We start from the raw sequence: 24856 nt of genomic DNA on the forward strand, positions 1-24856 counted from the left end.
TCTGCTCGAAGCCGGCGGTTTCAGACCTCGACTACACCCTCGTTCGTGAAGAGCCGAGGATGCCGCCCAGGCAGCGGTCGATGTCTTGATTGGTCGAGCCGCCGGCGATGAGGTCGTCGCAGATGCCTGCGCCGGGACCGGCAGGCGCATCGGATCCTCCGCCATCACCCGAGCCACCGCCCGCACCGCCACCGTTGTCCGGCGCAGATGGCGCGTTCGGAGCCTCGTGCTGCACGGAATCCTCGATCGTGACGCTCGAGCCGTTGTTATCGATGCAGTCCCCGAACCAATCACTACCTGCACTACAGTTCGTGGGCGAAACGGAGGTGACTTGCAGTGGTTGGGTTTGGGATATTAGCCCGAAAATGGCTATTCCAAGCAAAAGTCCGAGTCGTCCCACTTTTTTCTCCGGTCAATTTTGTAGGTGCCGTCTTGAAAGACGGCTCTGATCTCTGTTGCTTCAACCACGCCAGCTCGATCAGCGCTCACAAGGTCCCCGTTGGCGTCATAGGTGCGGACATCCGAGTAATCCACACAAACTAGAGCGTCGATTGCCTCTGGTGTATTTTGAACGAGTTCGCTCTTTACTACTAGCATTGTGCCTTCGGTAGTGTATTGACCAGAAGTTGCGATCTCGAGGGAAGACTCATTGTCTTCAGTCATATTCTCAGTTGTTATTGCGAGGACGTCTTCGTAGTTTGCGCCCTGCGAGCTAATTAATTCTCCGACTAGAGCATTAAACTCATCGAACGTCTCCACCGCGATCTCCAGGGCTTCCTCATCGCTGAGAGCCGGAGCAGGTTCGTCGGCCGCGGTCTCCGTCGGCCCCGGCGTCGACAGCTGCCCCGACGCATCCGGCGGGGTCTCCTGGGATGCCGTGCATCCGCTGAGCCAGCCGGCTCCCGTCAGCGATAGGACGAGCGCCGCCGTCCACCGAATCCTGCGCATCCTGCCTCCTCCTCGTCTGGACGCAAACATAGCCGAGCGGCGAGAAGTGCGAAGAAGTTGTCCACAGGCCGTTGGCGCATTGTCGGTGCTTGGGCTCGCACGCCGGCCGAGGACCCTCGACGGGATTGGGACGAATAGGGGAACGGGCGAGCATATGTGGACTGCGGAGCCATGCGTCCCAAGCAGGTGTTCGGGCCACTCCGGGCGGCGGTGCTGGGACAGAGAGGAGAGCGGTCGAGCATACGTGGATGAGGGAGCTATGCGTCCCGAAACGGGCGCCTTGACCTGGACGCGGAGCATCCCCGGACGGCGGCATCGGGACGAATGGGGGGAGCGGGCGAGGATGCGTGGATGGTGGGGCTATGCGTCCCAAAGGGGGTGTTTGGGTCTGGGTGGAGGGCGCTTCCTGGGTGGCGGTATTGGGGTGAATAGGTGGGCGGGCGAGGATATGTGGATGGCGGGGCTATGTGTCCCGAAGAAACTGCCCATAACCTGGCCGGAGAGCAGACTGGGCGAGCGACCAGACCAACCTCCGCCCGAGCCCTCAAAAAACACAAAACCGCCCGACCCCTCCGAAGAAGAGGGGCCGGGCGGTAGGCGGCGCGTGATCAGCCGAAGCGGCCGGTCACGTAGTCCTGGGTCTGCTCGTTGGCGGGGTTCTCGAAGATCGTGCGGGTGTCGTCGAACTCGATGAGCTTGCCGGGCTTGCCGGTGCCGGCGATGTTGAAGAACCCGGTGCGGTCCGAGACGCGGGTCGCCTGCTGCATGTTGTGCGTGACGATCACGATCGTGTACTCGGTCTTCAGCTCGTGGATGAGGTCCTCGATCGCGAGCGTCGAGATCGGGTCGAGCGCGGAGCAGGGCTCGTCCATGAGGAGCACGTCCGGCTTCACCGCGATCGCGCGGGCGATGCAGAGGCGCTGCTGCTGGCCGCCCGAGAGGCCGCCGCCGGGGGCGTCGAGGCGGTCCTTGACCTCTTCCCAGAGGTTGGCGCCGCGCAGCGACTTCTCGACGAGCTCGGCCGCCTCGCGGTTGCCGATGCGCTTGTTGTTGAGCTTGACGCCTGCGAGGACGTTCTCCTTGATCGACATGGTGGGGAAGGGGTTGGCCCGCTGGAAGACCATGCCCACCTGCCGGCGCACGTGCACCGGGTCGACGTTCTGCCCGTACAGGTTGTCGCCGTCGAGCAGCACCTCGCCGTCGACCCACGCCTTGGGGATGACCTCGTGCATGCGGTTGAGGGTGCGGAGCACGGTCGACTTGCCGCAGCCCGAGGGGCCGATGAACGCGGTGACCGACTTCGGCTCGATGACCATGTCGACGCCTTCGACAGCCTTGAACTTGTCGTAGTAGATGTCGAGGTCCTTGATTTCAATGCGCTTCGCCACTGAATTGTCCTTTGCTGTGTTGCCCGCGACGACCTAGCGGTCGCCCTTCGGGGAGAAGAATTGGGAGACCAGGCGGCCGATGACGTTGAGGAGCACGACGATGAGCAGCAGCACGAGCGCGCCGCCCCAGGCGAGCATCTCGCCCTCGTCCGTGCCGAACTTCCACTGCTGGAACACGAAGGTCGGCAGCGCCGACATCACGCCCGAGAAGAGGTTCCAGTTCATGTAGATCGACATGCCGGCCGCGACCATGAGGGGCGCGGTCTCGCCGATCACGCGGGCGATGGCCAGCAGCACGCCGGTCACGAGGCCGGCGAGGCAGGTCGGGAGCACGATCTTCGCGATGGTGCGCCACTTCGGCACGCCGAGGGCGTACGAGGCCTCGCGGAGGTCGTGCGGCACGAGCCGGATCATCTCCTCGGCCGAGCGGACCACGGTGGGGATCATCAGCACGAGCAGGGCGATCGCGCCCGCGAAGCCCATGTTCACCTTGGTGGTGTCGCCGCCCGTGGACTGGGTGATGAGCATGAACAGCGCGAAGGAGAACAGACCGGCGACGATCGAGGGGATGCCCGTCATGACGTCGACGAAGAAGTTCAGGGCCTTCGAGAGCCAGTTGCCGTTGCCGTACTCCACGAGGTAGATCGCGGTGAAGATGCCGATCGGCACGGCGATGATCGTCGTGGTGGCGGTGATGAGCAGCGTGCCGACGATCGCGTGCAGGGCGCCGCGGCTGCCGCGCGTGGCGGCGTCGTTCGTGAAGAAGCCCGCGGAGGTGATGCCCTCGAAGCCGTTCACCACGAGCGTGAGGATGAGCGAGAGCAGCGGGATCATCGCGATCACGAACGCGCTGGTCACCAGGCCCGTCACGAAGCGGTTGGTGGCCTGCCGGGGGCCCTCGACGGCGCGGGCCACGGCCCACACGCTCACGAGGTAGAGCACGGCGCTCAGGGCGAGCCAGGCGCCCCAGTTGAAGTAGACCGTGAGCTTGCCGGTGCGCTCGACGACCTCGTAGAACGGGTCCTCGCCGGCCATCCAGATCAGGAGGAAGAGGACGCCCGAGAGCACGAACGAGCCGACGAGCAGGGCGAGGTTGTGCCAGGTCTTCAGCTGGCCGGCGGTGAGGTTGCTGCGGGGCGCCCGACCGGAGGCCTTGACCGGCGAAGGGGTCTGCGTAGTGGTTGTCATTGCTGTGCCTGCCTACTTCTTGGTCCGGGCGATGATCAGACGACCGATGGAGTTCACGATGAGCGTGATGGCGAAGAGCACGAGGCCGCCCGCGATGAGCGTCGCCGAGTTCATGCCCGAGGCCTCCGGGTACTGGTTCGCGATCTGGCCGGCGATCGTCTGCGAGTTCTGCGAGGTGAGCAGCTCGAAGGTGACCATGCCCGAGGCCGAGAGCACCATGGCGACGGCCATCGTCTCGCCGAGCGCGCGGCCGAGCGCGAGGATGGCGGAGGCGAAGATGCCCGAGCGCGCGTAGGGGAACACGGCCTGGTTCACCATCTCCCAGCGGGTCGCGCCGAGGGCCAGCGATGCCTCCTCGTGCAGGCGCGGGGTCTGCAGGAAGATCTCGCGGGTGAGCGAGGTGATGATCGGCAGGATCATGATCGCGAGCACGATCACGGCGGTCATCATGTTCCGGCCCGAGGCGAGCGGGGTGCCGGAGAAGAGGGGGATCCACTGCAGGTACTGGCCGAGCCACTGGTAGAGCGGCCCTGCGATGGGCGCGAACACCAGGATGCCCCAGAGGCCGAAGACGACCGAGGGCACGGCGGCGAGCATGTCGACGACGAACCCGAAGGCGCCGCGCATCCTGCGCGAGGAGAAGTGCGAGATGAACAGCGCGACGGAGATGCCGATCGGCAGCGCGAGGAGCATCGCGAGCAGCGAGGACCACACGGTGCCGAAGACGAGCGGGCCGATGTAGCCGCCGAAGCCGCCGGCCTCTGCGCGGAAGCTGTCGTTGCCGCTGTCGTGGTCCGTCGGCGAGAACACGGCAGGTGCGCCCTGGATGAGCAGGAACGTGAACACCGCGGCCAGGATCGCGAGGATGATCGCGCCGGAGGTGGTGGAGATGGTTTTGAAGACGACGTCTCCGACGCGGCGGACCGTGGAGCGCTTGGACGCGGTCGACGGTGCTGCTGCCGCGGGGTCAGTACTCGTCATCGGACAAGCCTTCCTGAAGAACGGATGCGGGATGCGGTTGGTGCTGGAGGGGCGTGGGGAGGTCGGCGCCTGAACGGCGCGATGCCCGGTGCCGCCGAACAACGCACGGCACCGGGCAGATGAGGGTCACGAGCAGGGGGAGTTCCGGGAACTCGGACTACTTGATCGTGTCGATCGCGGCCTGCGCCTGCTCGCGGATCTCGTCCGAGATCGGGGCGCTGCCGGCCTCTTCCGCGGCGGCGTCCTGCGCCTCGGGCGAGATGACGTAGCTGAAGTAGGACTTCACGAGCTCGCCCTTCGCCGCGTCGGCGTACTCGGCGCAGCCGATCAGGTAGGAGACGAGGACGATCGGGTAGCCGCCCTCGACGCCGGTGTAGTCGAGCTCGAACGCGATGTCGGTGTCGGCGCGGCCACCTTCGAGGGGCGAGCCGGCGACGACCTCGGCGGCCGCCTCCGGGGTGTACGCCACGAAGTCCTCGCCGGACTTGATCGAGGCGACCTGGAGGTCGGCGGCGGCCGATGCGTCGAGGTAGCCGATCGCGCCCTCGCCCGCGCCGACGGCCTGGGCGACGCCCGCCGTCTGCTGGGCGGCCTCGCCGCCGAGGCTGGCGGGGAACTCGTCCTCGGCGCCGTGGGTCCAGGCGTCGGGGGCGGCGGCTTCGAGGTAGCCGAGGAAGTTGCCGGTGGTGCCCGAGGCGTCGCCGCGGTGCACGGGGTTGATGGCCGTGTCGGGCAGCTCTGCGCCCTCGTTCAACGCGGCGATGGCCGGGTCGTTCCAGGTGGTGATCTCGCCGGCGAAGATGCCCGCGAGCACCTCGGCGTCGAGGTTGAGCTCCTCGACCGAGGGGAGGTTGTAGGCGATGGCGATCGGCGAGATGTAGGCGGGGAACTCGACGAGGTCGCTGCCCTCGGCGCAGAGCGGGAACTCGCTGCTCTCGATCTCCTCGAGGTCGAACGCGCGGTCCGAGCCGATGAAGTCGGACTGGCCCGCCACGAAGTTGTCGCGGCCCGTGCCCGAACCGGTGGCCGTGTAGTTGACGGTCACCTCCGGCTCCACGAGGTTCTTGTACTCGGTGGTCCACGCGTTGAGCTGCGCGAGCTCCTGCGAGGAGGCGCCGGTTGCGTTGAGCTCGCCCGAGAGCCCCTGGCTCTCGACGCTGGTCGTCGCCGCGGGCTCGCCGCCGCCGGAGCAGCCGACGAGCGCGAGGGCTGCGATTGCGGTCATGGCAACCGAGGTGCCAACACGCGAAAGCTTCATTGAGTTTCCTCCATAAGAAACGTAGCTGTGAATCCGATTCGATCCGCGTGCGAACCTATGGGCTGCGAGTGACGCAGCGGCGGGCAGCAGATGAACGCGAGGTTAACGCTCCGTGCGCCGGACGCGAGCGGCCCCCGGCCGTGGCGGCGGTCGGGGCCCGCTGCGGCGCGCGATCAGATGATCGGGCCGTGCGTCTCGACCGCGACCACGCCGAGATCCTCGCCCGCGCTGAGGTGGAACACGGACGCCTCGGCGGTGGACAGCAGCGCATTCCGGGAGAGCTTCTTCGGCTTGGCGTCGACGATCTGCGCGAGGGCGCGGGCGAGCTCTGGCAGCACGGGGGAGTGGCTGCACACGAGCGTCGACTCACGGTCGGCGAGCGCCTCTTCGAGCACGTACCGCAGTTCGCCGTCGAGCGGGGCCACGGACTGCGAGAGCAGCCGCTCGCTCGCGGGGGTGACCGCCAGCGCATCCGCGAGCGGCGCGACGGTCGCCCGGCAGCGCACCGCCGTGGACGTGACGATCCGCTCGGGCGCGTAGGCCCGCAGGAGCGGCACGATCTGCGCGGCCTGCGCCTGCCCGCGGGCCGTGAGCGGGCGGCTCTCGTCGTCGCCCGACCAGGAGTGCCCGGGCACGGCCTTCGCGTGCCGCAGCAGGACGAGCGGGAAGGTGCGCGCGGCGCCCGCCTCGACGCGCTCGGCGAAGCGGCGCACGAGGTCGCGATCGCGGTCGTAGGAGAGCGTCTGCACGGCCTCGTCGAGCGGCAGCCACTCGACCCGGTCCACCTCGTCGTTCGGCTCGAACTCGAACGCCTTCCAGACGGCCTTCGGCACCTCGCAGGTCCAGTAGTGGACCTCCTTGGGTCGGCCGCTCGGCAGCGTGTACTCGATGGTGCCGAGCGGCGCGCCCAGGGAGACCTCCAGGCCGGTCTCCTCCCAGATCTCCCGTGCCGCCGTCTCCGGCAGGGTCTCGCCCGCGTCCACCTTCCCCTTGGGGAGCGAGTAGTCGCCGTGGCCCGATCGGTGGATCACGAGCGTCTCGATCCGGTGCTTGCGCTCGCGCCACACGAGGGCTCCTGCGGCGTAGACGATGGTCGCGTCGGTCTTGGTGGGGGAGGTCATCCTGCCATTATCTCCCGTCGGGGCCGCGGTCGGATCCGCCGGCTATCGCAGCGAGTGCCGGCGCGGGCGACGGGCGATGCGCTTCATCATCTCGTCGTGGACGTCGACGAGCGGCCGCCCCTCGGCGTCGAGGTGGCGGCGGACCCATTCGCCGTCGGCCTGGAGGTGCCAGGTGGCGGCCTCGTCCGACATCCCGAGGTCGAACAGGTTCGTGCAGATCGAGATGTGCTCGGGGTCGGTGAGCTGCACGAGCGCCTCGATGCGGCGGTCGAGGTTGCGGTGCATCATGTCCGCCGAGCCGATGTACACGCGCGTGTCGCCGCCGTTGTGGAAGCTGAAGATGCGCGAGTGCTCGAGGTTGCGGCCGACCACCGAGCGCACCCGGATCGTCTCGCTGAGGCCCGGCACGCCCGGGCGCACGCTGCAGATGCCGCGCACGAGGACGTCCACGGGCACCCCCGCCTGGCTCGCGGTGTAGAGCGTGTCGATGATCTCCTCGTCCACCATCGAGTTCACCTTGATGCGCACCCCGCTCGGCTCGCCGCGCAGCGCCGCCTGCCGCTCCTGCTCGATGAGGTCGATGAGCCCCTTGCGCAGGTGCAGCGGCGCGACGAGCAGCCGCTTGAAGTCGCGCTCGATGGCGTAGCCGGAGAGCTGGTTGAACAGGCGCGTGATGTCGCCCGACACCTCCTCGTCGACCGTGAAGAGCCCGAGGTCCTCGTAGATGCGCGAGGTCTTGGGGTTGTAGTTGCCGGTGCCGATGTGGTTGTAGATGCGCAGCTGGGAGTCCTCGTGCCGGATGACCTGCAGCAGCTTGCAGTGGGTCTTGAGCCCGACCAGCCCGTAGACCACGTGCACGCCCGCCTTCTCGAGCTTGCGCGCCCAGACGATGTTGTTCTGCTCGTCGAAGCGCGCCTTGATCTCGACCAGCGCGAGCACCTGCTTGCCCGACTCCGCGGCCTTGATGAGCGCCGCGATGATCGGCGAGTCGCCCGAGGTGCGGTAGAGGGTCTGCTTGATGGCCACCACGTCCGGGTCGTCGGCGGCCTGCTCGATGAAGGCCTGCACGCTCGTGGAGAACGACTCGTAGGGGTGGTGCACGAGCACGTCCCGCTCGGCGATCGCGCGGAAGACGTCCGGCTTCTCGTCCGAGTCGGAGGTGCGGAACTCCGGCGCGGTGACCGGGATCTGCGGCGCGTACTTGAGGTCGGGCCGGTTGATCCTGCCGAGCCCGAAGAGCGCGGTGAGGTCGAGCGGTCCCGGCAGCACCGTGACCTCGTCGTCGGTGATGTCGAGCTCGTCCTTGAGCAGGTTGAGCGTCTCGTCGTCCATGTCGTCCGAGGCCTCGAGGCGGATGGGCGGGCCGAAGCGGCGGCGCAGCAGCTCCTTCTCGAGCGCCTGCAGCAGGTTCTCGGTCTCGTCCTCCTCGATGAGCATGTCCTCGTTGCGGGTCACGCGGAAGACGTGGTGGTCGACCACCTCCATGCCCGAGAAGAGCGAGCCGAGGTGCTGGGCGATGAGGTCCTCGAGCAGGATGTACCAGTGCTCGCCCTCGGGCGCGTCGAGGGGGTAGAGGCGCGGCAGCATGGGCGGCACCTTCACGCGCGCGAACTCGGTGCGGCCGGTGTCGGGGTTCTTCACCCGCACCGAGAGGTTGAGCGAGAGCCCCGAGATGTAGGGGAAGGGGTGCGCCGGGTCCACCGCGAGCGGCATGAGCACGGGGAAGATCTGCGTGGCGAACAGCTCGGTGAGCCGCGCGTGCTGCTCGGGGCCGAGGTCGTCCCAGCCGAGGATGTGGATGCCCTCCCCGGCGAGCGCGGGGCGCACCTCCTCCTCGAACATGCGGGCGTGGCGCACCTGCAGCTCGTTCGCCTTCGTGCGGATCTGCGCGAGGAGCTCGCGCGCGGGCAGGCCCGCGGCGGTGGGCTGGTCGAGGCCGGTGTCGATGCGGCGCTTGAGGCCGGCGACGCGCACCATGAACCACTCGTCGAGGTTGGAGGGGAAGATCGCGAGGAAGTTGGTGCGCTCCAGCAGCGGGGTGTCGGAGGCCTCGCCCAGCTCGAGCACGCGCTGGTTGAACGAGAGCCAGCTCAGCTCGCGGTCGATGAAGCGGTCGAGGCTCTGCTCGCTGACGGGGACTGGGACATCGGTGGTCATGGCGGGTTCCTTCCGGTCACGCGGGTCGGAACGTGACGACTTCAGTGGATAGAGCAGCGAGGTTAACGGGCGCGGCGGTATTGCACATCCACGGTGCGGTCCACGAAGCCGAGGCGCCGGTACAGCGCGACCGCGCGCTCGTTCTCCCCGTCGACGTAGAGCACCGCGCAGCCCGCGCCGTGCTCGCGGATGCGCGCGAGCCCGGCCTGCATGAGCGCGGTGCCGTAGCCGCGGCCCGCGGCCTTCTCCGCGACGCCGATCACGTAGATCTCGGCCTCCTCGGGCGTGATCTTGAGCCAGTTGTACCCGAGCATCTCGCCGCCGGCGGACTCGAGGACGAGGAAGTCCGCGGCGTCGAACCAGTCCTGGGCGATCCGCGCGTCGAGGTCGTCGAGCCCCAGCCGCCCCTGCTCGGGATGGTCGGCGAAGACCTTCGCGTTGAGCTCGACCCAGGCGGCGCCGTCGCGCTCGCGGTCGAAGGGGCGGATGCGCTCGCCCTCGCGGAACTCGGGCGCCTCGATCGTCTCCGGCAGCGGCAGCTCGAGCTGGTAGAGCGTGCGGACGAGGGCGAAGCCCGCGGCCCCGGCCAGCTGCCGTCCGCCGGGGTGGTTGCCGTGGGCCCACAGCTGCAGGGCGGGGGCGTCCGCCGCCGCGGCGGCGTCCTGCAGCGCGCCGAGCAGCTCTGCGCCGAGCCCCTGCGCGCGCCACTGCGGATGCACCGCGAGCTCGGCCTCGATCGTCCCGTCCTCGAGCGCGTGCGAGAGGGCCAGGGCGCGGAGCTCGCCCTCGGCCTCGATGAGGTGGGCGGTGCGATCGGCGAGGTTGAGCGTGGTGTCCTCGTTGAACGGCGCGGCGCCGTCGGCGAGCGCCACCGCCTCGGCGAACTCGGTGAAGCGGGGCCGAACGAGCTCCCCGTGCACAGCCTTGACAGTCATCTTCCGGAGTCCCTCCCGTCGCATCCGTCGCCCGTGGCGGATGGTGTGCGTCCAGCCTACAAGGGCGGATTCGGGCATACTGGACGGGTGACCCGAGAACGTGCAGGCATCGTGAGCGTGTGGCTCGCCGCCCTCGTCGCGGCCGTGGCGATCGGCCTGCTCGCGAGCCCCGAGCGCCAGCTCACGTGGGTGCCCATCGCCATGGTGATGCTCGTGTTCGTCACGGCCCTCGTGCAGCTGGCGGGCGCCGAGCCGGAGGGCTACATCCGCCGCATGGCGCTCAGCCTGAGCGGCGCGGCGATCGTCCTCGCCATCGCCTCCGGGGTGTTCCTGCTTCTCGGCGCGCACGCCGTCATCCTCGTCTGAGCCGCTCGCAGGGGCGGCCGTCCGGGCCGTCGCAGAGGTGCCCGGGCGGGGCCCCGGGAGCGTCGCGACTGGCGTAGTCTAGAGCCATGGAAATGTTCTTCGAGATCCTGTTCATGGGCCTGCTCGGCGCCGCGGTCGTCGCGATCACCGGTATCTCCATCGTGGTGCTCCGCCGCCTCTTCAAGGGCCAGAGCTGAGCCTCGGTCCCCGATGATCGAGATTCCGGTAGGTCTCCCGCACGAGATCGTCCCCCTTTCCTGGCTCATCGGCGCCTGGGAGGGGCGGGGCATGATCGAGCGCGAGACGGACGGCGAGGTGCGCGAGCACCCGTTCCGGCAGCGCGTCGAGTTCCGCAGCGGCGAGCTGCCGTACCTCGAGTACCGCTCGACCGTCCATCTGCTCGACGAGGACGCGGGCGAGGACGACGAGGGCACGCCGCTCACCTCGGAGACCGGCTTCTGGCGCCTGGCCCGCCCGCGGGACGACGGCGATGTGGGCCCGGGCTTCCTGCCGCCCTCGGTCGAGCCGAGCATCCGCGGCGTCGACGACGTCGAGGCGCTGCGCAACGATGAGGACGGCTTCGACCTCGAGGTCTCGATCGCGCACCCCACCGGCGTGGTCGAGCTCTACTACGGCATGATCCGCGGTCCGCGGATCGACCTCGCGACCGACGGCGTGCTCCGCGCGAGCGGCGCCCGCGACTACCGCGCCGCGACGCGCATGTACGGGCTCGTGCAGAACCGGCTCTTCTGGGCCTGGGACATCGCCGCCCTCGGCGGGGAGCTCGGCACGCACGCCTCCGCGCAGCTCGACAGGGTCGCCGAGGACGCGGAGGGGGCGGCGAGATGACCGCCGAGTCGCCGTTCCTCCGGCTTCCCGCCGCGGTGGCGGGCGCCGCGCCCGACGCGGGCGTGCCCGCGCACTACGGCGGCGCGCCGCTCGGCGAGCAGCGCACCCTGCAGCGCGGCGAGTCCGTCGTCGACTGCTCGCACCTGGACGTGGTCGAGGTCGGCGGCGAGGACCGCCTCTCGTGGATCGACTCGCTCACGACGCAGGCCGTGGCCGGCCTCGCGGCGGGCGGGAGCGCCGAGAACCTGCTGCTGAGCCCCCAGGGCCGCATCGAGCACGCCTTCGGGATGCTCGAGGACGGCGCCTCGGTCTGGCTCATCACCGAGGCCGGTCGCGGGGCCGAGCTCGCCGAGTGGTTCCACAGGATGCGCTTCATGATGCGCGTCAAGGTGACCGATCGCAGCGACGAGCTCTTCGCGATCGCGACCCTGGGCGAGCACGACCTCGGCGCGGCCGCGCCGAACGGGACGCCGCTCGTGTGGTCCGACCCGTGGTGCGAGGGCGTCGAGGGCGCCGTGAGCTACGCGGTCGCCGCGCCCGAGTCGCATCCCTCCCACGGCTTCCCGCTGCGGCTGCACCTCGTGGACGCGGCGGGCCGGGACGAGCTCGCCGCCCGCGTCCGCGGCGGCGGGCTCGAGGTCTCCGGCACGATGGCCCTCGAGGCGCTGCGCATCGCGGCCTGGCGCCCGCGGCAGGCCTTCGAGGTCGACGAGCGGGCCATCCCGCACGAGCTCGACCTGCTGCGCTCCGCGGTGCACCTCAACAAGGGCTGCTACCGCGGTCAGGAGACCGTGGCGAAGGTGCACAACCTCGGGCACCCGCCCCGCAGGCTCGCGATGCTCGACCTGGAGGGCACGGACGGGCGCCTGCCCGAGCCGGGCGCGCTCGTGCACCTCGCGAGCGACCCTGAGGGCCGCCCGGTCGGCCGGGTCACGAGCTCCACGCTCCACTTCGAGGACGGGCCCGTCTCGCTGGCCCTGCTCAAGCGCACCGTGGACCCGGAGGCGGAGCTCGTCGTGGCGCTGACCTCGCAGAACCCGCTGGTGGAGGGCGCCGACGCCGTCGAGGGCGAGCCGGTGCGCCTGGCCGCGCTGCAGACGGTGATCGTGAGCCCCGAGTCGGGCCGCACCGTGCAGGTGCCGCGCGGCTTCCGCCGACGCTGACCGCCGGTCAGCGCAGCAGCCAGCCGTTCTCGCGCGCGATGCGCACCGCCTCGGCGCGGTTCTTCGCGCAGGTCTTGCCGATCGCGGCCGAGAGGTGGTTGCGTACCGTGCCCTCCGAGAGGAACAGCGCGCGGGCGATCTCGCGCACCGAGCCGCCGTCGGCGGCGGCGCGCAGCACCTCCGTCTCGCGGCCGGTGAGCGGGCTGTCGCCGACGTCCATGGACTCGGCGGCGAGCGCGGGGTCGATCACCCGCTCGCCCCGGGCCACCCGGCGCACCGCCTGCGCGAGCTGCGGGGCGGGCGTGTCCTTCACCACGAACCCGGTGGCGCCGGCGGCGATCGCGTGCCGCAGATAGCCCGGCCGCCCGAAGGTCGTGACGATGAGGACGCGGCAGTCGGGGCGGGCGCGGCGCACCTCGGCGGCGGCCTCGATGCCGTTGAGGCCGGGCATCTCGATGTCGAGCAGCGCCACGTCCACCGGATGCTCGAGCACGAGGCGGGCGGCCTCGTCGCCCCGGCCGGTCTCGGCGACCACCTCGATGTCGCCCTCGAGCGAGAGCAGCGCCGCGAGGGCGCCGCGCACCAGGTCCTGGTCGTCGGCGATGAGGATGCGGATGGGGCCGGTCATGCGAAGCGCACCTCCAGCACGGTTCCCGGCCGCTCGGCCGCGGGATCCGCCGGGCGGAGCTCGAGCGCGCCGCCCGCGTCCTCGACCCGCCGCCGCAGCCCGGTGAGGCCGTTGCCCTCGGGCGCGCCGATCCCCGCGCCGTCGTCGGCGATCCGCACCCGCGTGCGCTCGAGCTCGATGCGGCATTCGGAGGCCTCGGAGTGCCGGACGACGTTCGTGGTGGCCTCGCGCACCGCCCAGGCGAACAGCGCCCGGTGCTCGCCCGCGACCCGGTCGGCGCTGCCGCTCACGCTGAGCAGGATGCCGCTGGACTGCAGCGCGGTGCGGGCGCCCGCGAGCTGGGCCGAGAGCTCGGGGATGCGCAGGCGGCCGACGGTGGCGCGCACCTCGTCGAGCGCGTGCTGCACGTGGTCGAGCACCTCGTCGAGCTCGGCCTCGGCGCGGTCGGGATGCTCGCGCAGGGTGCGCCGGGCGAGCTGCGTCTTGAGGGAGACCACGGTGAGGGTGTGCCCGAGGATGTCGTGCACGTCGCGCGAGATCTCCTCGCGCTCGCGGACCGCCGCGAGCTCGAGCCTCGCGCGGTCCTCGACCTCGCCCCACTCCATGATGAAGCGGATCACCAGGATGAAGATGACCGAGGCCAGCGGCCCGAACACCTCGCCCCACACGGGCTCGGGGCTGAGCCACCACACGAGCGTGAACGGCACGAGCGACCAGAACGCCGCCCACACGAGTCCCTGCCGCAGCGGCATCGTGAACGCGCCGAGCGCCACGAAGTAGGGTAGGAAGGCGGTGACGCCGCCGCCCAGCGAGGGCAGCGTGAACGCGACGATGCCGATCAGCACGGCCGTCGAGCCCGCGAGCCGCAGCGGCGCGAGCTTCGGCACGAGCGCGCCGGTGCTCTCGTCGAAGTGCTGCAGCGGGATGAACGCCGCGAGGTACACGACCCCGAACACGACGATCGCGGCGATCCCGATGGCGTCCCAGACGGGGCCCGCCTCCGAGAGGTTGAGGATGAGGAAGAGCGGGATGAGCAGGAACACGGTCCAGATGCCCGCGTAGCGGGTCGTGCTGGCGCGCGCCTTGCGGCGCCGTTCGATCGCCGTCGTCTCGTCCACGTCCATGCCGATCAATCTACCGAGCGGTGCCGCGCACCGGCCTCAACGGCGGCTCGTGCCCCGGCGCATCCCGAGCAGGCACAGCACCGCGAAGATCGCGGCCCACACGAGGATGTTCAGCAGCGGCTGCCACAGCGCGTAGGTCACGGGGCCGGCGTCCATCGTGTACATGACCCCCTCGTTGAGCGGCCACAGCGCGAGCTGCATCACGCCCCACACGGGGGTGAACACCGACATGTCGAGCAGGAATCCGCTCAGCGGCATGAACGCGTTGCCGAGGAACATGAGGATCACGATGAGCCCGGAGGCGGCGCCCACGGCGCTCTCGCTGCGGAAGGCGAGGCCGAACGCGAGCCCGTAGAGGGCGAAGACCACGCTGCCGAGGAGGATGAGGCCCGTGGCGACGGGCCAGATCCACGCATCCATGCGCGCCGTCGTGAGGATGCCGAGCAGGAATACCGCGAGGATGGGCAGGACGGCGAGGATGAGGGCGACGATGGTCTTGGAGAGCACGTAGCCGCCGCGGCGGAACGGGGTGAGCCCGAGCTGCCGGCCCCAGCCCTGCTGGAGCTCGACCGCGGCGGCGCCCGCCGTGCCGACGGTGGCCGTGATCGCGCCGTAGGCGGCCATGGAGAGCATGATCTGCGCCGCGACGTTGCCGCGGCCGCTCTCGAGCTCGAGGTCGGAGAACTCCTGCATCGCGCCGAAGATGAGGAACATCGTGGCGGGCAGCACGATCATGAAGAACAGGGTCGTGAACATCCGCAGGTTGCGGACGAGCTCGAGCCCGGTGTAGCGGAGGTTGAGGAGGCTGCCGGCGCGCCCTTCGACGCGTCGGGCCGCCGGCCGGGTCGTCGTGGCGGTCATGCTCGTGCTCCTTCGGTGCGGGCGGAATCGCCGTTCGTGAGGGTGGTGAAGACGCTGTCGAGGCCGGCGCTGCCGATGAGCAGATCGCGGGCCGGGGTGCTGCCGAGCAGGTAGCGCGCCGCGGCGTCGGCGTCCGCGGTCTGGAACCGGATGCGATCCGCCTTGCGCTCGAGCTCGTCGGCGTCGGGGATCCGCGCGAGCTCCTCGTCCGTCGCGTCGGGCCACGTGACGCTCACCTGCTTGCGGCCGGTGAGCTCGCGGATCTCCTCGACCGGCCCGTCGGCGACGATCCTGCCCTGATGGAGCATCGTGATGCGCTGGGCGAAGTCGTCGGCCTCCTGCAGGTAGTGCGTGGCGAAGACGATCGTGCGCCCCTCGCCGGCCTCGCGGCGCATGGTCGCCCAGAACTCGCGGCGGGCGTTCACGTCCATGCCGGCGGTGGGCTCGTCGAGGATGAGCAGATCCGGCTCGGGCAGGAGCGCGAGCGCGAACTTGAGCCGCTGCTGCTCGCCGCCCGAGCACTTCGAGACCCGCCGCCTCGCGAGCTGCTCGATGCCGGCGCGGGCCATCGCCTCGCCGGGGGAGAGGGAGTGGGGGTAGAGGCCGGCGATCATCCGCACGGTCTCGCCGACGCTGAGGTCGCCGAGCAGGCCGCCGGTCTGCAGCACGGCGGCGATGCGCCCCGAGGCGATCGCGCCGGCGCGATCGCCGCCGAAGAGGTCGACGCGGCCCTTCGTGGGCTCGGTGAGGCCGAGCACGACGTCGAGGAGCGTGGTCTTGCCCGCGCCGTTGGTGCCGAGCAGGGCGACGATCTCGCCCCGCTCGATGCGCAGGTCCACGCCCGAGACGGCGCGGACCGGATTCGGGGAGGAGGCGTTGAAGGTCTTCTCGAGCTGCACGACGTCGACGGCGGGCGCGGCGTCGGCGGCTGACTCTGCGTGGACGGCTGGTGCTGACATGCTCTCAGCCTGCCGCGCGGGGGAGCCCGTCGCCTCGATCAAACGTCACGGTTTCCGCAGCCGGGGCCGCGGCCGCGCGCGGGAGGGTCCGGCGGGGCGGCCTCCCGCGGGGCGCGCAGGTTCTTCCGGTTAAGATCGACGGCATGAACGCACCGCTGACGCTCATCCTGGTCCGCCACGGCCAGAGCGAATGGAATGAGAAGAACCTGTTCACCGGCTGGGTCGACGTGAACCTCACCGAGAAGGGCCGCGGCGAAGCGGTCCGGGCCGGGGAGCTCATCCGGGAGGCGGGCCTCGCGCCCGACATCCTCTACACCTCGCGCCTCACGCGCGCGATCGAGACGGCGAACATCGCGCTTCGCGAGGCCGGGCTCTCCTGGATCGATGTCAAGCGCGACTGGCGCCTCAACGAGCGCCACTACGGCGCGCTGCAGGGCAAGGACAAGGCCCAGGTGCGCGACGAGTTCGGCGAGGAGCAGTTCATGATCTGGCGCCGCTCCTACGACGTGCCGCCGCCCCCGCTCGCGGACGACGACGAGTGGTCGCAGGCCGGAGACCCCCGCTACGCGGATCTCGGCGACGCGCTGCCCCGCACCGAATGCCTCAAGGACGTCCTCGCGCGGCTGCTCCCGTACTGGGAGTCGGACATCGTGCCCGACCTGCACGGGGGTAAGACGGTGCTCGTGGCGGCCCACGGCAACTCGCTCCGCGCCCTCGTGAAGCACCTCGACGGCATCTCGGACGAGGAGATCACCGGGCTGAACATCCCCACCGGCATCCCGCTCGTGTACCGGCTCGACCCCGAGACGCTCGCCCCCGTCGAGCCCGCGAGGTACCTCGACCCGGAGGCTGCCGAGGCCGGCGCCGCGGCGGTCGCGAGCCAGGGCAAGTAGCGGCGCCCGCCCCAGGCGCGAAGGCGGCCCCATCCGAGGGAATCGGATGGGGCCGCCTTCGCGGCTGCGGGCCTTCGGCTAGTCGGCCTTCGCCTCGGTGCCCTCCTGCATGTAGCGCATCCGGCGCGCGATCGAGACCGCGTGGTCGGAGAAGCGCTCGAAGTAGCGGTTCGCGAGGGTCGAGTCGACGGCCTGCGCGACGGAGACGTCGCCCGTCTCCTCGTGTTTGGTGAGGTAGTCGAGCACCTCCCGGTGGGTGGCGTCCACGGCGTCGTCGGCGGCGATGATCTCGTCGATCAGGTTCGAGTCCTCGGTCTCGAAGAGGCGGACCACGCGCTCGGCCTGGGCGGTGTCGAGCGCGCCGACGCGGGCGAACGGCTCGCGCAGGTCGGCGGGCGCCACGGCCTCGGGGTAGCGCATGCGGGCGAGCTGCGCGATGTGCGCGGCGAGGTCGCCCATGCGCTCGAGCGCCGCGGTCATGCGCATCGTGGCGACGATGAAGCGGAGGTCGCGGGCGACGGGGGACTGCATGAGGAGGATCTCGACGCTCAGGTCGTCGACGCGGAGCGTGTGCTCGTCGATCTTCAGGTCGTCGCTGATCACCTGGTCCGCGAGGGAGACGTCCGACTGGTTGAACGCCGCGGTCGCGCGTTCGATGGCGGAGTGGACGTCCTTGGAGATGGCGATCAGGCCGGCCTGGACGTCGGCGAGCTCACGCTGGAATACTTCGCGCATTGGGTTCCTTCGAGTTGTTGGCAGGGCACGACAGGACAGGCACGCTGCAGCCTGGCGGGTTCCTTCGGAACGGACAGTGCGGGAACTTACCCGTGGAATCTGAAGCGTTGGTGACCGGCGGGTTAAGCGGCGTTCATCCGCGCACCCGGTCGGGCCTAGAGTTGCTGATATGAATACGGCCGTGGCGATCTACCTGACCCTGCTGCTGGGCATCGTCGTCGGGGTGGTGATCGCCTCGATTACGGTGGCCATCATACGTGCTCGCCGCCGCGTGGCGCAGTTGATCGACCCGCATATCTCGGAGGACGTCGAGGAGGTGCTGTCGGCGCTGCCGCAGACGGCCCTCGTCTCGGACCCCTCGCACAACGTCATCCGCTCGAGCCAGGGGGCCGCGAACAACGGCCTCGTGACGCGCGACGGGCGGCTCTCGCCGCCGCTGCTCGAGATCGCCGCCGAGGCGTGGCGCACCGAGCGGACCGTCGAGGCGACGCTGTCGATCCCGCGCGGGCCGTTCGGCGGGGCGGAGCTGCAGTACCGGGTGCGCGCGAGCCACCTCGCGCCCCGGTTCATGCTCATCCTCGCGTCGGACGTTACCGAGGCGAGGCGGGTGGAGGCGGTGCGGCGCGACTTCGTGGCGAACGTCTCGCACGAGCTGAAGACGCCGATCGGCGCGGTCACGCTGCTGGCGGAGGCCGTGCAGGAGGCCGCCGACGATCCCGAGCAGGTGCGCTACTTCGCGGGGCGGATGCTGCTCGAGGGCGACCGCCTGGGCCGGCTCACGGGCGAGCTGCTCGACCTCAGCAGGCTGCAGGCCATGGACACGCTCGAGAAGGCCGTGGTGGTCGACATGGCCGACGTCGTCGATCAGGCGGTCGACCTCACGCACACGCTGGTGGATGCGAAGCGCATCAACGTGCGGGTCAAGCACGGGGCGGGGCTCGAGGTGTGGGGCGATGCGGCGTTCCTGCTCATCTGCATCCAGAACCTGCTGACGAACGCGGTGACCTACTCGCCCGAGGGCTCCCAGATCGGCATCGGCGCGCGGCTCGTCGACGGGGTCGTGGAGGTCTCGGTGGCGGATCACGGCATCGGCATCCCCGAGGACGACCAGCAGCGCATCTTCGAGCGCTTCTACCGCGTCGACGCGGCGCGGGCCCGCAATACCGGCGGCACGGGCCTCGGGCTGAGCATCGTGCGGCACATCGTCGAGAACCACGGCGGCGAGATCCGCGTGTGGTCGAAGCCGGGGGAGGGCTCCACCTTCACGGTGCGGATCCCGGCGATCCAGGGGGCGGCGGGGACGTTCGCGCCCGAGCGCGCCCGCGCCCTCGCGAACGGCGAGGAGGCGGCCTAGCCCCGGGTCGCGGATCCTCGTTCACCATCCGTTTGCCGTACGTATGCACAATGGACCCGTGACCAGAATTCTTATCGTCGAAGACGAAGCATCGCTGCACGAGCCGCTGGCCTATCTGCTGAACCGCGAGGGCTACGAGACCGCGGTGGCCGAGGACGGCAACGACGCGGTGGAGCAGTTCGAGCGGGACGGCGCGGACCTCGTCCTGCTCGACCTCATGCTGCCCGGGCTGCCCGGCACCGAGGTGTGCAAGCGCATCCGCACCTCGTCCTCCGTGCCGATCATCATGCTGACCGCGAAGGACTCGGAGGTCGACATCATCGTCGGTCTCGAGCTCGGCGCCGACGACTACGTCACGAAGCCCTACTCCACCCGCGAGCTGCTGGCGCGCGTGCGTGCGGTGCTGCGCCGCGCCGAGCACGCCGAGGAGGACGAGGACGACGCCATCGTGGAGGTCAACGACATCCGCATGGACGTCGACCGTCACACGGTGATCGTGCGCGGCAGCCTCACACCGATGCCGCTCAAGGAGTTCGAGCTGCTCGAGTACTTGATGCGCAACAGCGGCCGCGTGCTGACCCGCGGGCAGCTCATCGACCGGGTGTGGGGGCCGGACTACTACGGCGACACGAAGACGCTCGACGTGCACATCAAGCGCATCCGCTCGCGCATCGAGGTCGAGCCCTCCTCGCCCAAGCTGCTCGTCACGGTGCGCGGCCTCGGCTATCGCTTCGAGGGCTGACCGCGAATACGGCTGCGGCCCCGTCCGATGGGACGGGGCCGCAGCCGTATTCGCGAATGCCGGTGCTACTCGACGGGCTGCTCGGCGCCCTCGTCGAAGTTCTCGGTGCCGTCGACGCCGCCCTCCTCGGGGTTCTCGACGAACTCCTCCTCGACGGGGCCGCCCTCGGCCGAGGCGTCGCCCTCAACGCCGGTCTCGCCTTCGGCGGCGGCATCGCCCTCGAGCCCACCCTCGAAGTCGGTCGTGGGCTCCGGGGTCGTCTCGACGGGGATGACGGGCAGGAGGTGCGCGTACTCCTCGAGCACCCGCTCCGGGTCGTCCGCGCCGAGGACCGGCACGAGGATCGTCTCCTCCGACGACTGGCTCGCCCCCTCGGCGTCGGTGTAGGTGGCGCTGAAGGCCACCTCGACGGTGGTGCCCGAGACGAAGTCGCCCTCGACGAGCTGCTGGCCGCCCTCGCCGAAGCCGATCTTGTTCAAGCCCTCGCCGGGCGTGTACGCGAGCGGGATGGACACGGTCTCGCCCGCGACGTCCACGGCGAGGTCCACGTCGTCGGTCGTGAGGTTGACGGCCGAGAACACGAGGTTCGCGGCGGCGCCCTCGTCATCGGTGATGAGCAGCGCGTTCTGCACGCTCACGCCGCTGCCGAGGGAGGCGCTGACGCCGTCGCTGGCGTCGTACTCCATGTTCGTCCGCTGAGGGCTGATCATGTTGCATCCCGTCAGGCCTGCCCCGAGGGCGACGGCGAGCGCGGCTGCGGCAACGGCACGGAACTTCACGGCAGGGGCCTCCTGGTTACGATGCAAATGCTCACTTGACAGAGATTCGCGAATAACAAATCTTGCTCAAGCCTAGCCGATTGCGGGCATTCCCCCTGCATCCGCGCACGCGCGAGCTCCCCGTCGGAGGGCGCGGAATCCTAGCATCTGTCCGTGCTAAAATGAAAAAGTCTGCGTGATTAGGGAGAAAATCTATGAATCTTGAGGTCGGAGAGACCGTCGTTTACCCGCACCACGGAGCGGCCACGATCGAAGAGGTCAAGGTCCGGGTGATCAAGGGCGAGGAGCGGACGTATCTGCGACTCAACGTGGCTCAGGGCGACCTGACGATCGAGGTCCCGGCCGAGAACGTCGAGCTGGTCGGCGTTCGCGACGTCATCGACGACCAGGGCCTGCAGGAGGTCTTCGACGTGCTGCGCGCGCCGATCACCGAGGAGCCCACCAACTGGTCGCGCCGGTACAAGTCCAACATGGAGAAGCTCGCCTCGGGCGACGTCATCAAGGTCTCGGAGGTCGTGCGCGACCTCTGGCGCCGCGACCAGGACAAGGGCCTGTCGGCGGGCGAGAAGCGCATGCTCTCGAAGGCGCGCCAGGTGCTCGTCTCCGAGCTCGCGCTCGCCGAGGAGACCGACGAGGACCAGGCGAATGTCCACCTCGACGAGGTGCTCGCCTCCTAGCCGAGCCGATCCCGTCAGCATCCCGCAGCCGTTCCCGGCTGTGGGATGCTTTCGTCTATGGCGGAAATGGCGGCTTCGGATGACAGCGCACCAGTGCGGGGGGAGGGCGCCTGCACGGGCGTCGTGATCGTGGCGGCCGGCTCGGGCACCCGGCTGGGGCTCGGGCGGCCCAAGGCCTTCGCGGAGCTCGGCGGCGAGCCGATGCTCGCGCATGCGCTCCGGGGGCTGCTCGGCCTGCCCGGCCGCGTGGCGGCGGCCGTGGTGGTGCCTCCCGAAGAGGGGTACGCGCGCCAGGCCGAGCGGCTCGCCGCCGAGGCGCTGGCACCGCTCGGGTCGCGCCTCGTCTCGGCGGCCGCGGTGCCGGGCGGAGCATCCCGCCACGCCTCCGTGCGGGCGGGGCTCGAGGCGCTCCCCGCCGACTGCGACGTGCTGCTCGTGCACGACGCGGCGCGGCCGTTCGCCTCCGGCGGCCTGTTCGCCGCGGTCGCCGGGGCGGTGCGCGCCACGGGCGGCGGTGTCGTACCCGGCCTGCCGGTGACCGACACCGTCAAGCGCGTGGACGGGGCCGGGCTGGTGGAACGCACCGTGGATCGCGAGGCGCTGCGGGCGGTGCAGACCCCGCAGGGCTTCCCCTCGGACGCGCTCCGCGACGCCTACCGCCGGGCCCCCGCGGAGGCCACCGACGACGCCGGCATCTTCGCCGCGGCCGGCGGCCGGGTCGAGGTCGTGCCCGGGGAGGACGCCGCGTTCAAGATCACCTCGCCGGCGGACCTGGAGCGGGCCGGGCGCATCCTCGCCGAACGGGACGCGTCGGGTGCCGGGGCGCGCGAGCTCCGGGTGGGCACGGGCACCGACGTGCACGCGTTCGACGACGAGTCGCCCTGCCGGCTCGCCGGCATCGAGTTCCCCGGCGAGCGCGGGCTGTCGGGGCACAGCGACGGCGACGCCGCGAGCCATGCCCTCGTGGATGCGCTCCTCGGCGCCGCCGGGCTCGGCAGCATCGGCTCGGTGTTCGGCACCGACGACCCGCGGTTCGCGGACGCGGCGGGCGCGGTGTTCCTCGAGGCCACCCGCGAGCTGCTCGAGGCGCACGGCTGCCGCATCCGCAACGCGAGCGTGCAGGTCGTGTGCCGGCGGCCGCGCTTCGGCGACCGCGCGGCGGAGGCCTCGGCGGTGCTGAGCGGGGCGCTCGGCGCGCCCGTGTCGGTGTCGGCCACGACCTCCGACGGGCTCGGCTTCACGGGCGACGCCGATGAGGGCGTCCTCGCGATCGCGACGGCGCTCGTCGAGGTGCCCGCGGCCGCACCGGCGTTCCCGGAGGGCCGCCCGCTCTAGGATGGAACGGTGACTCAGCAGCTCTACGACACCCGACAGCAGGCCCTCGTCGACTTCGCGCCGCTCCGCGACGGCGAAGTCTCGATGTACGTCTGCGGGCCGACGGTGCAGTCGGCGCCCCACGTCGGGCATCTCCGGTCGGCGCTGGTCTACGACCAGATCCGCCGCTGGTTCGCCCACGAGGGCTACCGCGTGACGCTCGTGCGCAACGTCACCGACATCGACGACAAGACCCTCGCGAACGCCACCGAGCACGAGCCCTGGTGGGCGCTCGCGTACCGCGTCGAGCGGGAGTTCACCGCGGCGTACGCGGCCCTGCGCATCCAGCCGCCGACCTACGAGCCGCGCGCCACGGGCGCGATCCCCGAGATGCAGGCGATCATCGCCCGCCTCATCGAGCGCGGCCACGCCTATGCGGCCGAGGACGGCGTGTACTTCGACACCGCCTCCTGGGTCGATTACGGCGAGCTGACCCGCCAGCGGCCCGCCGACATGGTCGCGGCCGAGGACGGCGCCGAGCGCGGCAAGCGGTCGGCGCAGGACTTCGCGCTGTGGAAGGGCCGGAAGGAGGGCGAGCCCGACTCCGCCGCGTGGGACTCGCCCTGGGGCCCCGGGCGCCCGGGCTGGCACATCGAGTGCTCGGCGATGTCGACGAAGTACCTCGGCGCCGAGTTCGACATCCACGGCGGCGGCCGCGACCTGCGCTTCCCGCACCACGAGAACGAGCTGGCGCAGTCCCGGGCCGCGGGGGACGGCTTCGCGCGGCACTGGATCCACAACGGCCTGGTCTCGCTGGGCGGCACGAAGATGTCGAAGTCCGTCGGCAACATCGTCTCCGCCACCGACCTGCTCGCCGAGCGCCGCCCGATCGTCGTGCGCTACCTCTTCGGCAGCGCCCACTACCGCTCGACCATCGAGCTCAGCGACGAGGCCTACGCCGAGGCGCAGTCGAGCTTCGAACGCATCGAGCACTTCCTCGACCGGGCCGGGCGCCTCGTCGGCGGCGTCGAGCCGGCCGCCTCCCTGCCCGCCTCGTACGCGGAGGCGATGCGCGACGACTTCGCCGTGCCCCAGGCGCTCGCGGTCGTGCACGGCACTGTCACCGCCGGCAATCAGGCCATCGAGGAGGGGGACCGGGCGCTGGTCGCCGAGCTCGCGGCCTCGGTGCGGGGTATGCTCGGCATTCTCGGCGTCGACCCCCTGGCGGAGGAATGGGCGGATGCCGGGACGGGCGATTCGAAGCTCGAGCCGGTGCTCGACTCGCTGATCCGCGAGCTCCTCGAGCAGCGCGCCGCCGCCCGCGGCGCCCGCGACTGGGCAGCCGCAGACCGCATCCGCGACGGGTTGACCGCCGCGGGAATCACGATTGAAGACACCCCGCAGGGGTCGCACTGGAGTGTGAACGAATGAGTGGAAAGAAGTCGACTGGCCGGAAGAAGGGGCCCACCAAGGGCACCGGCGGCCACGGGCGCAAGGCGCTCGAGGGCAAGGGGCCGACCCCGCGGGCCGAGGATCGGCACTGGGCCAAGCGCCGCCGCGCGCAGGCCGCGCGGACGGCGAAGGACGCGCCCCGCCGGCCGCAGCAGCGCCGCCAGTCGGCGCCGAGTGACGTCGAGCTCGTCACCGGCCGCAACTCGGCGCTCGAGGCGCTGCGCGCCGAGATCCCCGCGACCACGGTCTACGTCGCGTCCAACCTCGAGCTCGACGACCGGATGCGCGAGATCATCCAGCTCGCGGCCAAGCGCCATATCCCGATGCTCGAGGTCACCCGCCAGGAGCTCGACCGCATGGTGCCCTTCGACGCCGTGCACCAGGGCGTGGCGCTGAAGGTGCCGCCCTACGAGTACGCGGACCCGATCGACCTGCTCCAGACCACCGTCTCGAAGGCGGAGACGCCGCTGTTCGTGGCGCTCGACGGCATCACCGACCCCCGCAACCTCGGCGCCATCGTGCGCTCGGTGGCGGCGTTCGGCGGGCACGGCGTCATCGTGCCGCAGCGCCGGGCCGCGGGCATGACGGCCTCGGCGTGGAAGACCTCGGCGGGCGCCGCCGCGCGGCTGCCCGTCGCGCTCGCGGGCAACCTCACGAACGTCGTGAAGTCGTTCAAGGACGCGGGCGTGTTCGTGGTCGGCCTCGACGGCGACGGCGACGTGCAGCTGCCCGACCTGCAGCTCGCGACCTCGCCGCTGCTCATCGTCGTGGGCTCCGAGGGCAAGGGGCTCTCGCGGCTCGTGACCGAGCACTGCGACGCGATCGTGTCGATCCCGATCTCCTCGGCCACGGAGTCGCTCAACGCGGGGATCGCGGCCTCGGTCGCCATGTACGAGGTCTCGCGCCTGCGCGCGGCCGCGGAGGCCGACGCCGGCTAGCATCCTCATCCGGTCCCCGGCTGCACCCGGGTTGCTGCACGGCGGC

The 24856-nt window shown here is 70.5% G+C and carries 24 protein-coding genes; 10 read left to right on the plus strand and 14 right to left on the minus strand.

Annotated features, from left to right (window positions below; genetic code table 11):
* Nucleotides 1–369: 369 nt before the first annotated feature.
* The 8 genes from FM112_RS17025 to mshD form a co-directional block, all read right to left on the minus strand.
* Nucleotides 370–948, minus strand: coding sequence for a hypothetical protein (locus tag FM112_RS17025; RefSeq protein WP_140400738.1), 579 nt, complete (start codon nucleotides 946–948; stop codon nucleotides 370–372).
* Between the two features lie 608 nt (nucleotides 949–1556).
* Nucleotides 1557–2336, minus strand: coding sequence for a phosphate ABC transporter ATP-binding protein PstB (pstB, locus tag FM112_RS16300; RefSeq protein WP_087009513.1), 780 nt, complete (start codon nucleotides 2334–2336; stop codon nucleotides 1557–1559).
* Between the two features lie 33 nt (nucleotides 2337–2369).
* The gene (pstA, locus tag FM112_RS16305) at nucleotides 2370–3524 is read right to left on the minus strand and encodes a phosphate ABC transporter permease PstA (protein WP_087009514.1); all 1155 of its coding nucleotides are present in this window, start codon (nucleotides 3522–3524) and stop codon (nucleotides 2370–2372) included.
* A 12-nt stretch (nucleotides 3525–3536) separates the two neighbouring features.
* Nucleotides 3537–4505, minus strand: coding sequence for a phosphate ABC transporter permease subunit PstC (gene pstC, locus FM112_RS16310; protein ID WP_087009515.1), 969 nt, complete (start codon nucleotides 4503–4505; stop codon nucleotides 3537–3539).
* Between the two features lie 157 nt (nucleotides 4506–4662).
* Nucleotides 4663–5730 (minus strand): phosphate ABC transporter substrate-binding protein PstS, encoded by a 1068-nt coding sequence (pstS, locus tag FM112_RS16315; RefSeq protein ID WP_369678182.1) that lies wholly within the window; start codon nucleotides 5728–5730, stop codon nucleotides 4663–4665.
* A 206-nt stretch (nucleotides 5731–5936) separates the two neighbouring features.
* Nucleotides 5937–6884 (minus strand): NUDIX domain-containing protein, encoded by a 948-nt coding sequence (locus FM112_RS16320; RefSeq protein ID WP_087009517.1) that lies wholly within the window; start codon nucleotides 6882–6884, stop codon nucleotides 5937–5939.
* Nucleotides 6885–6926: 42 nt separating this feature from the next.
* Complete coding sequence (locus FM112_RS16325) at nucleotides 6927–9041, minus strand: RNA degradosome polyphosphate kinase (RefSeq protein ID WP_087009518.1); 2115 nt, start codon at nucleotides 9039–9041, stop codon at nucleotides 6927–6929.
* A 62-nt stretch (nucleotides 9042–9103) separates the two neighbouring features.
* The gene (gene mshD / locus FM112_RS16330; protein ID WP_176386892.1) at nucleotides 9104–9976 is read right to left on the minus strand and encodes a mycothiol synthase; all 873 of its coding nucleotides are present in this window, start codon (nucleotides 9974–9976) and stop codon (nucleotides 9104–9106) included.
* A gap of 87 nt (nucleotides 9977–10063) precedes the next feature.
* Here mshD and FM112_RS16335 point away from each other — a divergent pair, with 87 nt between their 5' ends.
* The 3 genes from FM112_RS16335 (at nucleotide 10064) to FM112_RS16345 (ending at nucleotide 12354) form a co-directional block, all read left to right on the plus strand.
* On the plus strand, nucleotides 10064–10342 hold the full coding sequence (locus tag FM112_RS16335; protein WP_140400739.1) for a hypothetical protein: 279 nt from the start codon (nucleotides 10064–10066) through the stop codon (nucleotides 10340–10342).
* A 210-nt stretch (nucleotides 10343–10552) separates the two neighbouring features.
* A complete protein-coding gene (locus tag FM112_RS16340; RefSeq protein ID WP_087009521.1) occupies nucleotides 10553–11191 on the plus strand; it encodes an FABP family protein in 639 nt (212 codons plus the stop codon).
* Nucleotides 11188–12354: a folate-binding protein YgfZ gene (locus FM112_RS16345; RefSeq protein ID WP_087009522.1), complete on the plus strand. Its 1167-nt coding sequence runs from the start codon at nucleotides 11188–11190 to the stop codon at nucleotides 12352–12354. Before FM112_RS16340 ends, FM112_RS16345 begins: the two co-directional genes overlap by 4 nt.
* Before the next feature lie 7 nt (nucleotides 12355–12361).
* On the opposite strand, the gene FM112_RS16350 is transcribed toward FM112_RS16345, so the two are convergent.
* From FM112_RS16350 to FM112_RS16365, 4 genes are read right to left on the minus strand one after another with little or no spacing between them, the layout of a single operon-like run.
* Entirely contained in the window at nucleotides 12362–12982 is a 621-nt protein-coding gene (locus FM112_RS16350) for a response regulator transcription factor (RefSeq protein ID WP_087009523.1), read from the minus strand.
* Nucleotides 12979–14106, minus strand: a complete 1128-nt coding sequence (locus FM112_RS16355; protein WP_087009524.1) for a sensor histidine kinase — start codon at nucleotides 14104–14106, stop codon at nucleotides 12979–12981. Before FM112_RS16355 ends, FM112_RS16350 begins: the two co-directional genes overlap by 4 nt.
* Nucleotides 14107–14142: 36 nt before the next feature.
* Nucleotides 14143–14967, minus strand: a complete 825-nt coding sequence (locus tag FM112_RS16360; RefSeq protein ID WP_087009525.1) for an ABC transporter permease — start codon at nucleotides 14965–14967, stop codon at nucleotides 14143–14145.
* On the minus strand, nucleotides 14964–15926 hold the full coding sequence (locus tag FM112_RS16365; RefSeq protein WP_087009582.1) for an ABC transporter ATP-binding protein: 963 nt from the start codon (nucleotides 15924–15926) through the stop codon (nucleotides 14964–14966). The genes FM112_RS16360 and FM112_RS16365 overlap by 4 nt, the downstream gene beginning before the upstream one ends.
* A 143-nt stretch (nucleotides 15927–16069) precedes the next feature.
* On the opposite strand from FM112_RS16365, the gene FM112_RS16370 reads away from it, so the two are divergent.
* The gene (locus FM112_RS16370; protein WP_087009526.1) at nucleotides 16070–16819 is read left to right on the plus strand and encodes a phosphoglyceromutase; all 750 of its coding nucleotides are present in this window, start codon (nucleotides 16070–16072) and stop codon (nucleotides 16817–16819) included.
* Nucleotides 16820–16897: 78 nt separating this feature from the next.
* On the opposite strand, the gene phoU is transcribed toward FM112_RS16370, so the two are convergent.
* Nucleotides 16898–17554 (minus strand): phosphate signaling complex protein PhoU, encoded by a 657-nt coding sequence (gene phoU / locus FM112_RS16375; RefSeq protein WP_087009527.1) that lies wholly within the window; start codon nucleotides 17552–17554, stop codon nucleotides 16898–16900.
* Nucleotides 17555–17723: 169 nt separating this feature from the next.
* Here phoU and FM112_RS16380 point away from each other — a divergent pair, with 169 nt between their 5' ends.
* Both FM112_RS16380 and FM112_RS16385 read left to right on the plus strand, forming a co-directional pair.
* Nucleotides 17724–18908, plus strand: a complete 1185-nt coding sequence (locus FM112_RS16380; protein ID WP_087009528.1) for a cell wall metabolism sensor histidine kinase WalK — start codon at nucleotides 17724–17726, stop codon at nucleotides 18906–18908.
* Between the two features lie 58 nt (nucleotides 18909–18966).
* Nucleotides 18967–19650, plus strand: coding sequence for a response regulator transcription factor (locus FM112_RS16385; RefSeq protein ID WP_087009529.1), 684 nt, complete (start codon nucleotides 18967–18969; stop codon nucleotides 19648–19650).
* Nucleotides 19651–19715: 65 nt separating this feature from the next.
* Here the strand turns inward: FM112_RS16385 and FM112_RS16390 are convergent, their stop codons facing one another.
* On the minus strand, nucleotides 19716–20360 hold the full coding sequence (locus FM112_RS16390) for a hypothetical protein (protein WP_140400740.1): 645 nt from the start codon (nucleotides 20358–20360) through the stop codon (nucleotides 19716–19718).
* A gap of 263 nt (nucleotides 20361–20623) precedes the next feature.
* Between FM112_RS16390 and FM112_RS16395 the strand changes: the two genes are divergently transcribed.
* From FM112_RS16395 to rlmB, 4 genes are all read left to right on the plus strand, one after another.
* Nucleotides 20624–21106 carry a CarD family transcriptional regulator gene (locus FM112_RS16395; protein WP_087009531.1) on the plus strand — a complete coding sequence of 161 codons (483 nt, stop codon included), beginning with the start codon at nucleotides 20624–20626 and terminating at the stop codon, nucleotides 21104–21106.
* 66 nt (nucleotides 21107–21172) lie between these two features.
* Nucleotides 21173–22441 carry a 2-C-methyl-D-erythritol 4-phosphate cytidylyltransferase gene (gene ispD, locus FM112_RS16400; RefSeq protein WP_087009532.1) on the plus strand — a complete coding sequence of 423 codons (1269 nt, stop codon included), beginning with the start codon at nucleotides 21173–21175 and terminating at the stop codon, nucleotides 22439–22441.
* 9 nt (nucleotides 22442–22450) lie between these two features.
* Nucleotides 22451–23851: a cysteine--tRNA ligase gene (gene cysS / locus FM112_RS16405; protein WP_087009533.1), complete on the plus strand. Its 1401-nt coding sequence runs from the start codon at nucleotides 22451–22453 to the stop codon at nucleotides 23849–23851.
* Nucleotides 23848–24810, plus strand: coding sequence for a 23S rRNA (guanosine(2251)-2'-O)-methyltransferase RlmB (gene rlmB, locus FM112_RS16410; RefSeq protein ID WP_087009534.1), 963 nt, complete (start codon nucleotides 23848–23850; stop codon nucleotides 24808–24810). Before cysS ends, rlmB begins: the two co-directional genes overlap by 4 nt.
* Nucleotides 24811–24856 lie beyond the last annotated feature (46 nt).

The organism is Gulosibacter sp. 10, assembly GCF_900163695.1.
In the GTDB taxonomy this organism is placed as follows: domain Bacteria; phylum Actinomycetota; class Actinomycetes; order Actinomycetales; family Microbacteriaceae; genus Gulosibacter.

Bases quoted from the DNA above. Each gene is read 5' to 3' on its own strand.
- FM112_RS16365 (WP_087009582.1), bottom strand. From the start codon at position 15,926: ATGTCAGCACCAGCCGTCCACGCAGAGTCAGCCGCCGACGCCGCGCCC.
- FM112_RS16395 (WP_087009531.1), top strand. From the start codon at position 20,624: ATGAATCTTGAGGTCGGAGAGACCGTCGTTTACCCGCACCACGGAGCG.
- FM112_RS17025 (WP_140400738.1), bottom strand. From the start codon at position 948: ATGCGCAGGATTCGGTGGACGGCGGCGCTCGTCCTATCGCTGACGGGA.
- FM112_RS16355 (WP_087009524.1), bottom strand. From the start codon at position 14,106: ATGGACGTGGACGAGACGACGGCGATCGAACGGCGCCGCAAGGCGCGC.
- pstS (WP_369678182.1), bottom strand. From the start codon at position 5,730: ATGACCGCAATCGCAGCCCTCGCGCTCGTCGGCTGCTCCGGCGGCGGC.
- FM112_RS16345 (WP_087009522.1), top strand. From the start codon at position 11,188: ATGACCGCCGAGTCGCCGTTCCTCCGGCTTCCCGCCGCGGTGGCGGGC.
- rlmB (WP_087009534.1), top strand. From the start codon at position 23,848: ATGAGTGGAAAGAAGTCGACTGGCCGGAAGAAGGGGCCCACCAAGGGC.
- FM112_RS16320 (WP_087009517.1), bottom strand. From the start codon at position 6,884: ATGACCTCCCCCACCAAGACCGACGCGACCATCGTCTACGCCGCAGGA.
- ispD (WP_087009532.1), top strand. From the start codon at position 21,173: ATGGCGGCTTCGGATGACAGCGCACCAGTGCGGGGGGAGGGCGCCTGC.
- phoU (WP_087009527.1), bottom strand. From the start codon at position 17,554: ATGCGCGAAGTATTCCAGCGTGAGCTCGCCGACGTCCAGGCCGGCCTG.
- mshD (WP_176386892.1), bottom strand. From the start codon at position 9,976: ATGACTGTCAAGGCTGTGCACGGGGAGCTCGTTCGGCCCCGCTTCACC.
- FM112_RS16380 (WP_087009528.1), top strand. From the start codon at position 17,724: ATGAATACGGCCGTGGCGATCTACCTGACCCTGCTGCTGGGCATCGTC.
- FM112_RS16390 (WP_140400740.1), bottom strand. From the start codon at position 20,360: ATGATCAGCCCTCAGCGGACGAACATGGAGTACGACGCCAGCGACGGC.
- FM112_RS16325 (WP_087009518.1), bottom strand. From the start codon at position 9,041: ATGACCACCGATGTCCCAGTCCCCGTCAGCGAGCAGAGCCTCGACCGC.
- FM112_RS16360 (WP_087009525.1), bottom strand. From the start codon at position 14,967: ATGACCGCCACGACGACCCGGCCGGCGGCCCGACGCGTCGAAGGGCGC.
- FM112_RS16370 (WP_087009526.1), top strand. From the start codon at position 16,070: ATGAACGCACCGCTGACGCTCATCCTGGTCCGCCACGGCCAGAGCGAA.
- FM112_RS16340 (WP_087009521.1), top strand. From the start codon at position 10,553: ATGATCGAGATTCCGGTAGGTCTCCCGCACGAGATCGTCCCCCTTTCC.
- pstA (WP_087009514.1), bottom strand. From the start codon at position 3,524: ATGACAACCACTACGCAGACCCCTTCGCCGGTCAAGGCCTCCGGTCGG.
- FM112_RS16350 (WP_087009523.1), bottom strand. From the start codon at position 12,982: ATGACCGGCCCCATCCGCATCCTCATCGCCGACGACCAGGACCTGGTG.
- pstC (WP_087009515.1), bottom strand. From the start codon at position 4,505: ATGACGAGTACTGACCCCGCGGCAGCAGCACCGTCGACCGCGTCCAAG.